This window comes from Pseudomonas moorei, assembly GCF_008801475.1.
GTDB lineage: Bacteria > Pseudomonadota > Gammaproteobacteria > Pseudomonadales > Pseudomonadaceae > Aquipseudomonas > Aquipseudomonas moorei.
This window is the reverse complement of the sequence record NZ_VZPP01000020.1, coordinates 13,503-26,740: the sequence shown is the minus strand read 5'-3', so window position 1 is coordinate 26,740 and position 13,238 is coordinate 13,503. Positions and strand designations below refer to the sequence as shown.

14 protein-coding genes are annotated in these 13,238 nt (G+C 56.9%); 7 read left to right on the top strand and 7 right to left on the bottom strand.

What is annotated here, in order from left to right:
• Positions 1-76: 76 nt before the first annotated feature.
• Entirely contained in the window at positions 77-1,204 is a 1,128-nt protein-coding gene (gene coxB / locus F7R06_RS28030; RefSeq protein WP_090327145.1) for a cytochrome c oxidase subunit II, read from the bottom strand.
• 370 nt (positions 1,205-1,574) lie between these two features.
• Here coxB and F7R06_RS28025 point away from each other — a divergent pair, with 370 nt between their 5' ends.
• The gene (locus F7R06_RS28025) at positions 1,575-2,216 is read left to right on the top strand and encodes a hypothetical protein (protein ID WP_090327148.1); all 642 of its coding nucleotides are present in this window, start codon (positions 1,575-1,577) and stop codon (positions 2,214-2,216) included.
• 117 nt (positions 2,217-2,333) lie between these two features.
• Here the strand turns inward: F7R06_RS28025 and F7R06_RS28020 are convergent, their stop codons facing one another.
• The 3 genes from F7R06_RS28020 to F7R06_RS28010 form a co-directional block, all read right to left on the bottom strand.
• The gene (locus F7R06_RS28020) at positions 2,334-3,860 is read right to left on the bottom strand and encodes a SulP family inorganic anion transporter (protein ID WP_090327151.1); all 1,527 of its coding nucleotides are present in this window, start codon (positions 3,858-3,860) and stop codon (positions 2,334-2,336) included.
• A 90-nt stretch (positions 3,861-3,950) separates the two neighbouring features.
• Positions 3,951-4,682, bottom strand: a complete 732-nt coding sequence (locus F7R06_RS28015; protein WP_090327154.1) for a carbonic anhydrase — start codon at positions 4,680-4,682, stop codon at positions 3,951-3,953.
• Positions 4,683-4,924: 242 nt separating this feature from the next.
• Complete coding sequence (locus F7R06_RS28010) at positions 4,925-5,983, bottom strand: PA0069 family radical SAM protein (protein WP_090327157.1); 1,059 nt, start codon at positions 5,981-5,983, stop codon at positions 4,925-4,927.
• Positions 5,984-6,192: 209 nt separating this feature from the next.
• Here F7R06_RS28010 and F7R06_RS28005 point away from each other — a divergent pair, with 209 nt between their 5' ends.
• From F7R06_RS28005 to F7R06_RS27995, 3 genes are all read left to right on the top strand, one after another.
• Positions 6,193-6,492, top strand: coding sequence for a hypothetical protein (locus tag F7R06_RS28005; RefSeq protein ID WP_090327158.1), 300 nt, complete (start codon positions 6,193-6,195; stop codon positions 6,490-6,492).
• Positions 6,493-6,590: 98 nt separating this feature from the next.
• Positions 6,591-7,118, top strand: coding sequence for a hypothetical protein (locus F7R06_RS28000; protein WP_090327161.1), 528 nt, complete (start codon positions 6,591-6,593; stop codon positions 7,116-7,118).
• Between the two features lie 117 nt (positions 7,119-7,235).
• Positions 7,236-7,880: a phosphatase domain-containing protein gene (locus F7R06_RS27995; protein ID WP_090327162.1), complete on the top strand. Its 645-nt coding sequence runs from the start codon at positions 7,236-7,238 to the stop codon at positions 7,878-7,880.
• A gap of 45 nt (positions 7,881-7,925) precedes the next feature.
• Here the strand turns inward: F7R06_RS27995 and F7R06_RS27990 are convergent, their stop codons facing one another.
• Together F7R06_RS27990 and prlC are read right to left on the bottom strand one after the other, a co-directional pair.
• Positions 7,926-8,213: a YheV family putative zinc ribbon protein gene (locus F7R06_RS27990; RefSeq protein ID WP_090327165.1), complete on the bottom strand. Its 288-nt coding sequence runs from the start codon at positions 8,211-8,213 to the stop codon at positions 7,926-7,928.
• Positions 8,210-10,261, bottom strand: coding sequence for an oligopeptidase A (prlC, locus tag F7R06_RS27985; protein ID WP_090327167.1), 2,052 nt, complete (start codon positions 10,259-10,261; stop codon positions 8,210-8,212). Before prlC ends, F7R06_RS27990 begins: the two co-directional genes overlap by 4 nt.
• 88 nt (positions 10,262-10,349) lie before the next feature.
• Here prlC and F7R06_RS27980 point away from each other — a divergent pair, with 88 nt between their 5' ends.
• Both F7R06_RS27980 and F7R06_RS27975 read left to right on the top strand, forming a co-directional pair.
• Positions 10,350-10,895, top strand: a complete 546-nt coding sequence (locus F7R06_RS27980; protein WP_090327169.1) for a gamma carbonic anhydrase family protein — start codon at positions 10,350-10,352, stop codon at positions 10,893-10,895.
• Positions 10,896-10,939: 44 nt separating this feature from the next.
• The gene (locus F7R06_RS27975; RefSeq protein WP_090327171.1) at positions 10,940-11,590 is read left to right on the top strand and encodes an HAD family hydrolase; all 651 of its coding nucleotides are present in this window, start codon (positions 10,940-10,942) and stop codon (positions 11,588-11,590) included.
• 56 nt (positions 11,591-11,646) lie between these two features.
• On the opposite strand, the gene F7R06_RS27970 is transcribed toward F7R06_RS27975, so the two are convergent.
• The gene (locus F7R06_RS27970) at positions 11,647-12,732 is read right to left on the bottom strand and encodes an aminopeptidase (protein WP_090327174.1); all 1,086 of its coding nucleotides are present in this window, start codon (positions 12,730-12,732) and stop codon (positions 11,647-11,649) included.
• A 59-nt stretch (positions 12,733-12,791) separates the two neighbouring features.
• Here F7R06_RS27970 and F7R06_RS27965 point away from each other — a divergent pair, with 59 nt between their 5' ends.
• Positions 12,792-13,214, top strand: a complete 423-nt coding sequence (locus F7R06_RS27965) for a PA0061/PA0062 family lipoprotein (RefSeq protein WP_090327177.1) — start codon at positions 12,792-12,794, stop codon at positions 13,212-13,214.
• Positions 13,215-13,238 lie beyond the last annotated feature (24 nt).

Here is a 13,238-nt window from a genome sequence, read left to right as displayed (position 1 = left end):
TCTCCTGTCAACAGATGGGCTGGGCCGGTCGGGGCGCTTTGCCCCGACCGGTTCCTTACGTGCGCAATAGACCGGGTCATTTGCTTTCCGCCTGTTTCAGCTCCAGCACTTCTTTAGGAGTGACCATGTCGCCTTTGTTGTTGCCCCAGGCGTTACGTTCGTAGGTCACGACCGCCGCGATATCGACTTCCGACAGCTGCTTGCCGAACGCCGCCATGGCGGTGCCAGGTTTACCGAAGAACACGCGGTGCAGGTGGTCTGCCTTGGGTCCTGTGGCAATCGGCGAGCCCTTGAGCGCTGGGAACATCGGTGGCAAGCCCTGGCCTTCGGCCTGGTGACAGGCCACGCACGTGGTGTGATAGATCTTGTCGCCACGATTCTTGAGCTCGTCGAGGGTCCATTCCTTGCTGGTCAGTTCTTTGAGCTGAGCGGCTTCGGCTTTGCGATCGGCCAGCCACTTGTCGTAATCGGCCTTTTCCTTGACCTCGACCACGATCGGCATGAAGCCGTGATCCTTGCCGCACAGCTCGGCGCACTGGCCACGGTAGATGCCGGGTTTATCAATGCGGGTCCAGGCTTCGTTGACGAACCCCGGGATCGCATCGCGCTTGACCGCGAAGGCCGGCACCCACCAGGAGTGGATCACGTCGGCGGATGTCACCAGGAAGCGCACCTTGGCGCCGGTCGGCAGCACCAGCGGCTTGTCGACCTCGAGCAAGTAATGCTCGCCCTTGGCTTCCTTGTTGTGGATTTGATCGGCGGGGGTGGCCAGGTTGCTGAAAAACTCGACGTCCTGGCCCAGGTATTTGTAATGCCACTTCCACTGGTAACCGGTGATCTGGATATCGATATCCGGCTCACTGGGGTCGTACATCTTGATCAGGGTTGCCGTCGCGGGAACTGCCATGGCCACCAGAATGATGAAGGGCACGATGGTCCAGAGGATTTCGACGGTGGTGCTTTCATGAAATTTTGCGGCCACCTGCCCGGTTGAGCGGCGATGCAGAATCATCGACCAGAACATGGCGCCAAAGACGATGATGCCGATCACCACACAGATCCAGAAAATGGTCATGTGCAGGTCAAATACAGCGTGACTGATTTCAGTCGCTCCAGGCGCCATATTCACAGTCCAGGCGGCTTGCGCCTGGCTGAATATCGACCACAACAGGAGGCCCATCCAGACATGTGGATGTCGCATCATTGCGGGTTCCCCTTATCGTTCTTGTTATCCCGCCGGCTTTCACCTGCGGCAAGGGAGCGGCTGCATCAGACTACGAACTTGAATCGCCGAGCCTTGCTGCATTTGCAGTCGGGCGTCATCAGCTAACTCCATTCAAGTCCGAGTATAGACAGCGACTCTCACCTCGCAATGCGAAGGCGTAAATGATCTGAAACAGCATTAACTTGCGTTGCAGGTCACGAATGGAGAAGGATGCAGACGAGTGGTGGCAAATCGATATAACGCGGGCGTCTCAAGGATGAAATAATTATGACAAATGCGTCTTAGCATTTTTCGTCAGCCAGCTAAGTTATGTCTTCCCTATTTCATTGCCTTGTTTCCTGGAGTTTTCATGAACACCGCCGCATTGCGCGAGCAGATCCAAAAAGCCCAACAACACGAAGCCGAAACCGGCCTGCTGACTCGTCAGCTGGAAAGCAAGCTGCCTCACCTGCACCCATCGATCCAATTGCCCGACGCGGACGCCAAAGGCGTACTGACACGTTTTGTCGCCGCCTACATCGACGAAGTGCCTGAGCTGCTGGATGCAGCCAATGAAGTTGCCAGGGAAGCGGGTATCGAATCGCAGATCAAACCGGTGCTGACCATTGCCGAACAGTACTTCCTCCAGCCACCAGCGATCATGGCCGGGCACGTCGGGCTCGACAGCCTGCTGGACGAGGCCTACCTGGCACATCGGTTTGTCGAAGAGGTCAACGACCTGTACATCAAGCATTTTGGCCAGCCACTGATCCCCCTGGACATGACTGTCGCCAACCTGATTGCCCACCAATTGATCGGTGAGGAATTCGCCAACCAACTGGACGAGGCAGTGCATCACGCCATCGACGAGATGCTCCACGAGGAAAGTTTTGCGCTGGAGTCGGTAGAGGCCTACCGCGAGAAGCTCAGCAGCCCGGACACCGGCGTCGCGTGGAAGCGCTGGCCATGCATGTCCCGCCGCCTGGGCGTGGGCCTGGAGCTGGAGGCCTGATCCACCTCCGTCCACTGTGTAGCGAGCCTGCTCGCGATGGTCGACAACGATTACGCGGGTATCCTGACACCCCGCGGTGTTCTTTTGCCCATCGCGAGCTCGCTCCTACAGGGGGATTCAGCCAGATGCACCTATACCGCTGTTGGTCCGCACCCGTCCTTCCAACCGGCGCTTCAATCCCCAGGCCTCGATCAACAATTTCGAACCCTTCGCCGCATTCGCCCGACCCCACTCCTCCAGCAACTCCAGACACGCATGATCGATGTAGCTCAGGTGATTGAGCGGCACGTGCACCGTTGCGCCGGCAGGAATGCTTGCCAGTACACGGGTCAGCGCCGGCACTTTGAGAAACGTGGCCGCCCCCACCAGCCGCAACTCCATTTCACCCTCTTTGGGCAGGTCGATCAGGCTGACCTTCAGGCGTGAGGCTTTCCAGGCCAGTTTGGCCAGGGTCAAGCCGAAGCCGATCAGCACGCCGGTCAGCAGGTCGGTGAAAACGATCGACAGCGCCGTCGCGGCATAAGTGAACATTGGCATGCGACCATAACGCCCCAGGCTGCGAAACGCTTTGAGATCGACCAGTTTGAAACCCGTGTAAACCAGCACACCGGCCAGGCTGGCCACGGGAATGCTTTGCAGCATATTCGACAGCAGCATCACGAATGCCAACAACCACATTCCGTGGAAAATCGTCGAGTAACGCGTGGTGGCACCGGCCTGCACATTGGCCGAGCTGCGAACGATCACGCCGGTCATTGGCAGCGCGCCAAGCAGGCCGCAGAGCATGTTGCCGACACCTTGTGCGGACAGTTCACGATCAAAGTCCGAACGCTGGCCACTGTGCATACGGTCCACTGCGGCGGCGGACAGCAAGGTTTCGGCACTGGCGATAAAGGCCACGGCAAACGCGGCTATGAGCAGGGTGGGATCAGCCAGGTTGAGCAGGTCGGTCGGTCGCAACCAATCAATGGCTTCAGCCAGGTTGGCCGGGACTTCCACGCGTTTGACCTGCAAGGCCATCACCAGGCTGGCGACCGTTGCAAGACTTACCCCAAGCAACGCGCCGGGAATGAAGCGCAGGGACTGCGGGCGCAGCCGTTCCCATAGCCACATCACAACGATTGTCCCTACGCCAAGTAAACCGGCCTGCCAGCCAAAGGAAGGCAAGGCCTGGGCCACGGCAGCCGGGAATGCCGCCAGATTATCCAGCCCTGAAGGCTTGGGCGCGGCATCGAGCATCACATGCAGCTGTGACAGGATAATCAACACCCCGATCCCGGCGAGCATGCCATAGACAACGGCGGGCGCCGTCACCCTAAACCAGCAGCCGAGTTTCAATCGACCAGCCACCAATTGCAGAAATCCCGCCAACAACAGGATTGGCCCGAGCATGGCCATACCATGCTGGCGTACCAGTTCGAACACCAGCACCGCCAAGCCTGCCGCGGGGCCGCTGACTTGCAAGGGTGAACCGGCCAACCAGCCCACCACCAAACCACCGATGATCCCGGTGATCAGGCCTTTGGCTGGTGGGAGTCCTGACGCGATGGCAATACCCATGCACAAGGGCAGGGCGACCAGAAACACCACCACCGAAGCCAGCAGCTCACGTGGCAGAACAGCTTTGAGTTGTGCAGCACGCATGTTGATTCTCCCGAAGTTTTCTTCAGGCATGGCAAAGCCAGACTGCCTGATCGGCAGCCTCGGCTAAACCACGCGGGGATTTAGGAGTATTTAGAAGCGCGCTTTGGGCGTCGCCACAGGAATCGGCAGGCTGCCATTGAGGGGCAGGAAACAACCTTGATCTGCGTCGTAGGCTTTGATTTCGCTGGTTTCGATGTTGTAAACCCAACCGTGGATGAACAACTGACCATTGGCCATGCGCGAAGCCACTGACGGGTGCGTGCGCAAATGCTGCAGTTGGGCGATCACATTTTCCTCGGTGAGGATGTGCATGCTTTCGCTTTCATTGGCGCAGTTACAGTTGTCCTGAACCATGGTTTTCGCCACTTCGGCATGTCGCAGCCAGGCTTTGACCGTCGGCATTTTTTCCAGGCTCTGCGGATTGAGCACCGCACGCATCGCGCCACAGTCGGAGTGCCCGCAGATAATGATGTGATGCACGCCAAGAGCCAGCACGGCGTACTCAATAGCCGTAGAGACACCACCGTTCATTTGCCCGTAAGGCGGTACGACGTTGCCGACGTTGCGGGTAACGAACAGATCGCCGGGGGCGCTTTGGGTGATTAATTCAGGAACGATGCGCGAATCCGCACAGGCGATGAACATGGCTCGCGGCCGTTGGGCGGTAGCGAGTTTTTTGAAGAGTTCTTCCTGTTGCGGAAAGATCTCATGATGAAAATGCAAAAAGCCGTCAACGATATGCTGCAGCGCCGCATCGGCGGTTTCCGCCTCCGGTTGGGCAGACGCCGACGCAGCCAACGGCTGTTTATCCTTGTCACTCATGATTCATCCTCTTTTGCGGAATCAGGGAATTTCCCTTTTTGTCCGGTATGAAGCCAGTGGCTGTTAAAAAACATCCAGGTCAAAAAATCTCGACCCATCAGTCACTCGATGAACAAGGTAGCTGCCGAATCTTAACTCAAACTGAATCAAGCGCTCTAGAACGTGTGTTCCAGGTCACAAAAAACGTGACCAGCCTAATGCCTGCGTGCGTTTCCCAGAACTCAACCGTAGGTTATTTGTCCTTAAATCAATGACATTTGGCGACCTGGTGGACAAAAGGCTTCACAGTCCAGGTTAAAACCTTCCCGTTGATCAAGCCCCAGGCGCCGGATGGTTTTGGTGAAACGCTGTGCCAACAGGTCGGCAAAGGGACCTTCGCCGCGCATCCGGGCGCCAAAACGACTGTCATACAACTCACCGCCACGGCTCTGGCGAATCAGACTCAGGACATGGGCCGCCCGCTGCGGGTAATGGGCGTCCAGCCACTCCTCGAACAGCGGTGCCACTTCCAGCGGCAAACGCAGCATCATGTAAGCCGCACTCTGTGCTCCGGCTGCATGAGCCTCGGTCAACAGGCTTTCGAGTTCGCTGTCATTGATCATGGGAATCATCGGAGAGCACAGCACTCCCACCGGAATTCCCGCCTCGCGCATGACCCTGATCGCCCTTAGCCTGGCCTTGGGCGCCGCCGCTCGGGGTTCAAGGATGCGTTTGAGTTCGTCATCCAGGGTGGTCAGGCTGATCATCACCGCCACCAGCCTTTGCCGGGCGAGTTCGGCCAGCAGGTCCAGATCGCGAAGGATCAACGAGCCTTTTGTAATGATGGTCACCGGGTGGCGATAACGCAGCAGCACTTCCAGGGTTTGCCGGGTGATCTTGTGTTCGCGCTCGATCGGCTGATACGGGTCGGTGTTGGAGCCTAGATTGATGGGCGCGCATTGATAGCCGCGCTTGGAGAGTTGTTCCTCCAGCACCTGAGCGGCGTTGGTCTTGGCAATCAGGCGCGTTTCGAAATCCAGTCCCGGGGACATGTCCCAATAGGCGTGGCTCGGTCGTGCATAGCAATAAATGCAACCGTGCTCGCAACCGCGGTAAGGATTAATCGAACGATCAAAAGGCAGATCCGGCGAATTGTTGCGGGTGATGATGGTTTTCGCCGTCTCGATGCGCACCTCGGTGCCTTGCGTGACTGGTACTTCCTGATACCAGCCGTCGTCCTCGGCCACCGAACGATTGGGCGCGAATCGGTTGTGCGGGTTGGTCGCGGTGCCGCGGCCACGTGGGGGCAATGGCGATTGCATGGGCGGGTCCTGTTAGCTGTATGTTTATACAGTACACCCCTGTGCCGCGGACGACCAGTGCCGTTCGGCATTTTCCTGTTTTTCATTATTTAAAACGGAGCGGGGTAAATAATAGATACATGTGTATTCTGGTTTGCATGTAAGAGGTGTCGTTATTATTTTTCTCGCAGCAAAGCATAATTATGAATTTCACTTAAAAGGATTTAATCATGTCGTATTTCAATCGTCGTGGAATTTTTCTTCAGAAACTTGGCCCTACCGTAGTCGATCCGAATGAAGTGCTGGTTTCCATGCAGTTTTCTCTGAAAGAACCTACGCAGGATGAAGAGGGAGCGCTCACTGAAAAGTTGCTTGATTCCACCCTTTTCATTGCGTCCTCTAATGATGGCGGTCAATCCTTCAGTATTGACAACGCCAAAGATGTGGATGGTGATGGCGATATCGATAATGATGACAGGGCCAAGTTGCTGGCGCTTGCCAAAGCTTATGCAAATATCGTCCGTCCCTGAGTCATGATTGCCACTCACCTTCGACACGTTCAGCTGCCGAAAGTGAGTGGCGTGCTGCACATACGAGCTGTGCGCAGCGGCAGATAAGGATGTCTATCATGTGGAATCCCGCAAGCACGGGTGTGTTCTTACAGCGAATAGAAACACCGGAAAGCAACAAAATAGTTCTAAAAATTCTGAGGAAGTCATCGGGTGCCGGTTACGGAGATCTTGCTGAAGAAACAATCACGGTTTTGCATTTCAATCCGAACGACAATAAAGACTACACTCTTCAGTTTGATCCGTGGTCCAACTTGGATGTCGTTGCTGATGACAGTATTGATGAGGAAGATATTAATGTAATCACTCGGCTTGCTCTGGAGTTTCGAGATCAGACAACAATCAGTTCCGAGTATGGGATTTTTCTTGCAGTCATTCCTTTCAACGATAAATTGCTTCTGGTGCGAATTAAAGTATTTGATCTGGAAAATGACGAGCCGGAATTCCTTTATGTGTTAAGCGCGCTATCTCAAGATAACGGTGAAAATTTCACAGTAAGAAGGATCAATCCTCATTCCGGCCCAGAAGTCGAAGAGACCCCCGGCCTGGAAAAATTGATAAAGGCGTTCATCAAGTTGAGTTTATGAATTCAACGTGATCCACGCACGTTTCACATTTCATTGACACCTGCCTCACGGACCTTTGACCGCTCAGGGCTGAATATAGGGAATCAATATCCAGTCTCTCTGAACGGTCAACCGAGCATGCCCCTACCGCGCATTTTTCCGGCGATGTGCCTATCGCTTGTTGCACTTTTCAACCTTACACCGGTCTTCGCAGACGACACGGCTCTGCCTCGTCCGCCAGAGTGGGCGCAACCGGTAGAGGTACAGTACAACCTCTTTCAGATGAGCCCGACGCTCTATCGCAGCGCGCTGCCCGACAGTGGCGCTGTCTCGCTTCTGGAAAAACTCAAGATCGGCACGGTGATCAGTTTTCTCCCGGAGCCCGATTCAAGCTGGTTGTCCACACCCGGTATCGCCCAGGTACAGCTGCCCTATCGCACAAATCATGTAGATGACGCAGACATAATCAAGGCCTTGCGCACCATTCAGACCGCCGAAGCCAAAGGCCCGGTATTGATGCACTGCAAGCATGGCTCTGACCGAACCGGTCTGATCGCGGCCATGTATCGGGTTGTAGTGCAGGGCTGGAGCAAGGAAGACGCGCTGAATGAAATGACCCGTGGTGGCTTTGGTGACAGCACCCACTTCAAGGACGGCATTCGTTACATGATGCAGGCCGATGTCGACAAACTTCGTACTGCGCTGGCCAATGGCGATTGCAGCACAAGCCCGTTCGCGGCGTGTTCGATGAAAAGTTGGTTCAAGTCAGCGCATGTCGAGTAACCATGCCTTCCACTGCATTGCGCAGTGGAAGGCGGTTTATGTCACTCAGTGCTGCTCGTCTGACTTTTTCTTCAGCTTCGGGTTCGGGAAGAACTGCACTGCCTGAACCTTGGCATCCGGTGCTTTCAAGGCGGTGGTGTTGACCCGGGTGCCCAATTCCTTGGGTACTGACAAGCCTTGCTCATTCAGTGTGTCGGAGTAACCGCAAGCCACACATTCACGGTGTGGTACGTCATCTTCGCTCCACATCATCAATTTGTCCGGCTCGCTGCAAGCCGGGCAAACTGCACCGGCGATAAAGCGTCGTTTGGTAACCACTGGACCCTCACTCATGCTGCAGCGTCCTCACTCAGGCCGCTGTGACGCAAGAGTGCGTCAATCGATGGCTCACGACCACGGAAGTCGACGAACAGCACCATCGGCTCCTCGGACCCGCCGCGTGCCAGGATGGCCTCGCGGAATGCACGACCGGTGTCGGCGTTGAGCACGCCTTCTTCTTCAAACTTCGAGAAGGCATCGGCCGAGAGCACTTCAGCCCATTTGTAGCTGTAGTAGCCCGCCGCGTAACCTCCGGCAAAGATATGCGCAAAGCTGTTGGGGAAGCGGTTGTAGGCTGGCGGACGCATGACTGAAACCTCATCGCGCACGCCTTCGAGCACTTGCAGCACGCTACGACCGTCGCCATGGGTGGCGTGGAGTTCGAAGTCGAACAGCGAGAACTCCAGTTGACGCACCATCATCAGGCCGGACTGGAAGTTTTTCGCTGCGAGCATTTTGCCCAACAGGTCCTGAGGCAGTGGCTCGCCGGTTTCATAGTGGCCGGAAATCAGCGCCAGGCCTTCAGGTTCCCAGCACCAGTTTTCCATGAACTGACTTGGCAACTCGACCGCATCCCACGCGACGCCGTTGATACCCGACACGCCAGCGTGTTCGACACGGGTCAGCAGGTGATGCAAGCCATGACCGAATTCGTGGAACAGGGTGGTCACCTCATCGTGGGTCAGCAGGGCAGGTTTGCCGCTGTCGGCCGGGGTGAAGTTGCACACCAGATTGGCCACCGGGCTTTGTAGGACACCGCCAGCCGTACGGCGACGGTCGCGGGCGCCGTCCATCCAGGCACCGCCGCGCTTGTTGGCACGGGCATAGAGGTCGAAGAAGAAACGGCCGACATGCTGACCATTTTCCTTGATCTCGAACAGGCGAACGTCCGGGTGCCAGGTGTCGAAGCCTTTGAGTTCGGCGATCTCGATGCCGTACAGGCGTTGCACGATGGCGAACAGCCCGCTTAGCACTTTATTGATCGGGAAGTAGGCACGCAGGGCTTCCTGGGCAACGCTGTAACGCTGCTCGCGGAGTTTTTCACCGTAGAAACCGCTGTCCCAGCTTTGCAAGTCCGGGCAGCCTTGTTCCGCCGCGTAAGCCTTGAGCTGCTCCAGGTCCTGCACGGCAAACGGCTTGCTGCGCTTGGCCAGGTCGCGCAGGAAGCTCAGTACCTGATCGCTGGATTCGGCCATTTTGGTGGCCAGGCTCAGCTCCGAGTAACTGGTGAAGTCCAGTAGTTTTGCCAGCTCCTGACGCAGATCGAGGATTTCCTCCATCACCGGGCCGTTATCGTTCTGACCGGCATTCGGGCCTTGGTCCGACGCACGGGTGCAGTAGGCGGCATAGACTTCTTCGCGCAATTTCCGGTCTTGGGCGTAGGTCATCACCGCGTAGTAGCTCGGGAACTCCAGTGTAATCAGCCAACCGTCCAGGTCTTTGGCCTGGGCAGCGGCAGCCATTTGCGCCTTGGCCGAGTCGGTCAGGCCGGCGAGGGCGGTTTCGTCGGTGATGTGCTTGGTCCAGGCCTGGGTGGCGTCGAGTAACTGGTTGGAGAAGCGGCTACCCAGTTCGGACAGCTTGCTCTGCACTTCGGCATAACGCTTTTGTTCGGCTTCCGGCAGGTCGATACCCGACAGACGGAAATCGCGCAGGGAATGTTCCAGAATGGTTTTCTGCGCCACGTCGAAACCGGCGGCTTCCGGGCTGTTGGCCAAGGCTTCGAAGGCCTGGAACAGTTCACGATTCTGACCCAGCTCGGTGGCGTAGGCGCTCAAAGCCGGCAGGCAGGACTCGTAGGCCTCGCGCAGTTCGGCGCTGTTGCACACGGCATTGAGGTGGCTGACCGGGCTCCAGGCAGCACCGAGGCGGTCATTGAGCTCGTCCATTGCCAATACCAGACCGGCCCAGGTCGGCTGTTTGCCCTGGGTTTTGAGGATCTCGATAATGGCGGCACGGTTGTCAGCCAGGATCTGTTCAATGGCCGGTTGCACGTGCTCGGCACGGATCGCGGAGAACGGGGGCAGGTCGTAGGGTTGCAAAAGAGGGTTGTTCACGCTCACGGTTGATACCTTGGCTGGAGAAACATGCAGCCATCTTAATTACAATCGACACTCACCGCAGCTATCAGCGACAGAGAGAGAACCTATCGTGTCCCTTCGCAAGTATCAGAACCATACACCTCGGCTCGGCAAAGGCGCTTTTGTCGACCGCTCGGCGGTGGTGATTGGCGATGTCGAAATCGGCGAAGACAGCTCCGTCTGGCCACTGACGGTGATCCGCGGCGACATGCACCGCATCCTCATCGGTGCGCGCACCAGCGTGCAGGACGGCTGCGTTCTGCACATCACCCATGCCGGGCCATTCAACCCCGAGGGTTTCCCCTTGCTGATCGGCGATGACGTGACCGTCGCCCACAAGGTCATGCTGCACGGCTGCACCGTGGGCAGCCGCGTGCTGATCGGCATGGGCAGTATCGTCATGGACGGTGCGGTGGTCGCCGACAATGTGATCATCGGTGCCGGCAGTCTGGTGCCTCCGGGCAAACGCCTGGAAAGCGGTTTCCTTTATGTGGGCAGCCCTGTGAAGCAGATCCGGCCGCTGACTGACAAGGAACAAGCCTTTTTCATCTACAGCGCGGCGAACTACGTGAAGCTCAAGGATCTGCATCTGGCGGAAGGCTACGACCAGCTCTAAGCCCCGGATAACGGACAGCGCCCCACGATTGCCCAGGAATTTTCATGCATTACCAGACCGTTTTGTTCGACCTCGATGGCACCCTGACCGACCCACGCGAAGGCATCACCCGTTCGATTCAGTTTGCCCTGGGCAAACTGGGCATCGATGAGCCCGACCTGAGCAAACTCGAACACTTCATCGGCCCGCCGTTGTTGCAAGCGTTCATGCAGTTCTACGACTTCGACGAGGCCAAGGCCTGGGACGCGGTCAATTTTTACCGTGAGCGCTTCAAAGTGACCGGTCTCTACGAGAATCGCGTCTTCGACGGTGTCACACCCTTACTGGAAACACTCGGCGGACAAGGGCGACAGCTTTACATTGCGACATCCAAACCCTGGGTGTTCGCCAGGGAAATCGCCCGGCATTTCGACTTCGCCAAGCACTTCAAGGTGATTTACGGCAGCGAACTGGATGGCACCCGTACCAACAAAGTCGAGTTGATTGCTCATTTGATCGCCGAAGAAGGTCTGGACCCGGCCAATACTCTGATGATTGGCGACCGCAAGCACGATTTGATCGGTGCGCGAAGCAATGGACTGGATGCGGCCGCTGTCGGTTATGGCTTTGGCAGCCGGGAAGAGCTGAGCGCTGAGGCGCCGACCTATCATTTTGAAACCCTGGATGAGATGCATCAGGCGTTTTTGCAGCGCTGATTGGTACGTCATCGCGAGCAGGCTCGCACAGCTTGCTCGCGATGAGGGCCATCGGATCACCGTGATGAAGAATCTACCAAGGCTTTTAACGCTGATTTGCGTTCCCGAACCGGTAGTTCTCCCAGCCTTTCCACCGCCGCATAAAACTTCACCCAGTCTCCATCTTCCTGTCGGAACAGCGCCGCAAACGCCGGCACCCACTGATCGTACAGGCCAAACGGAAGCAATCGCGCATTGTTCATCGGCGCGTTGATCCAGGCGTCATAACGTTTATCTCCAGCCCATTGGTGGTCGCGCAACTGGCGGTATTCGGTGCGTAACCGCTCGAACTCCGCGGCTTTATGCTGGCGCATCTGCTCAGGCGGCAGCGGCAGGGCGTAAAGATTTTCAAGGCGTGTGCGTGTGTTCAGAACCAATTGAATGAACGCATCCCGATGTTGGGCCTGAGTGTCGTCCTCCGGTGGCAGGCTGCGGAATGCGCGCCATTGGCGGGTGCCTTCCTGCTCGACGAAAGTGGCGAACGATTCGTTGAACTCTGTGTCGTCCTTCACATAAAAGCGCTGATGCGCCAGTTCGTGAAAGATCAGTGTGGCCAGGCGCTCGTCGCCCCAGCCCATCATCGTATTCATGATCGGATCGTTGAACCAGCCCAAGGTCGAGTACGCCTCGACTCCGCCAATCGATACGTCCATGCCTTGCAGACGTTGCAGCGCAGCCTCGCCGCGTGCAGCACTCTGGCTGTAGTAACCGCGATAAGCCACGCAGCCGGCAATGGGGAAGCAGTGATTTTGTGGCTTCAGGGAAAATTCCGGCGTGACGAACACATTCCAGACCACATAGGGCCGACCGATGTCGGCATACAAGCGGTAGCTCTGGTTATCCGGCAGATGCAGCTGCTGGCTGGCGAATGTGCGGGCCCTTTGTGATTGGGCCAGGCGCGCACGCAGTTTTTGATCGCGCTGAGGATCGGCGATCACACTGGAAACCGGCTCTCGCGCCCGCAGCAATTGCAATTGACCACTGGCCAGCTGGCTGTAGTAGCTGACGTTGGCACAACCGTTGAGCAACAAAAACAACACACCCGGAAACAAAACGCGCAAAACGCGATCAAGTAACCCAAGGCTTGGACGCGGCCTGATCAAAATAAAAAATCCCCGGAAAGTCTGCTCGCAAGACTATCCCGCTTGACTGGAGCTCCGCTATGCGCAAGTTGATGCTGACGGGAGGCCTGCTGATGCTGGCCGGTTGTGCTGGTTTCGGAATACCACGCCAGGATCCGACACAGGCATGGATCGACCTGGAATCGCAGCAGGAAGATACGGCCCTGCAAGCGTTGGCAGTGGATAAACAGGCTGCCAACGATAAACGCTATTTCGAGGTGCAACCCGGCAGTCATGAGCTGAAGGTTCGCTACCAGTTCCCGGTTCAACCCAGCAACATCGGTCCCAATGCAGAGACGCTGTGGCGTGATTGCCAGATAAAGGTGAAATTCAATGACTTCAGCGCGGGTGAGCGTTATCAGCTGCAAGCGGGAAATATTGGTTTCAGGCCGTGGGTCAGGCTTTACGACCAACAGCGAAAAGTGATCGGCAAGGGCATACCGGCGGGCTGCCAACGCACCTGATCGGCGCTATGCTGAACACCTGAT

What these genes read in the sequence shown, in the direction of transcription:
- coxB (WP_090327145.1), bottom strand. Translation starts at nt 1,204, where the DNA reads ATGATGCGACATCCACATGTCTGGATGGGCCTCCTGTTGTGGTCGATA.
- F7R06_RS28025 (WP_090327148.1), top strand. Translation starts at nt 1,575, where the DNA reads ATGAACACCGCCGCATTGCGCGAGCAGATCCAAAAAGCCCAACAACAC.
- F7R06_RS28020 (WP_090327151.1), bottom strand. Translation starts at nt 3,860, where the DNA reads ATGCGTGCTGCACAACTCAAAGCTGTTCTGCCACGTGAGCTGCTGGCT.
- F7R06_RS28015 (WP_090327154.1), bottom strand. Translation starts at nt 4,682, where the DNA reads ATGAGTGACAAGGATAAACAGCCGTTGGCTGCGTCGGCGTCTGCCCAA.
- F7R06_RS28010 (WP_090327157.1), bottom strand. Translation starts at nt 5,983, where the DNA reads ATGCAATCGCCATTGCCCCCACGTGGCCGCGGCACCGCGACCAACCCG.
- F7R06_RS28005 (WP_090327158.1), top strand. Translation starts at nt 6,193, where the DNA reads ATGTCGTATTTCAATCGTCGTGGAATTTTTCTTCAGAAACTTGGCCCT.
- F7R06_RS28000 (WP_090327161.1), top strand. Translation starts at nt 6,591, where the DNA reads ATGTGGAATCCCGCAAGCACGGGTGTGTTCTTACAGCGAATAGAAACA.
- F7R06_RS27995 (WP_090327162.1), top strand. Translation starts at nt 7,236, where the DNA reads ATGCCCCTACCGCGCATTTTTCCGGCGATGTGCCTATCGCTTGTTGCA.
- F7R06_RS27990 (WP_090327165.1), bottom strand. Translation starts at nt 8,213, where the DNA reads ATGAGTGAGGGTCCAGTGGTTACCAAACGACGCTTTATCGCCGGTGCA.
- F7R06_RS27975 (WP_090327171.1), top strand. Translation starts at nt 10,940, where the DNA reads ATGCATTACCAGACCGTTTTGTTCGACCTCGATGGCACCCTGACCGAC.
- F7R06_RS27965 (WP_090327177.1), top strand. Translation starts at nt 12,792, where the DNA reads ATGCGCAAGTTGATGCTGACGGGAGGCCTGCTGATGCTGGCCGGTTGT.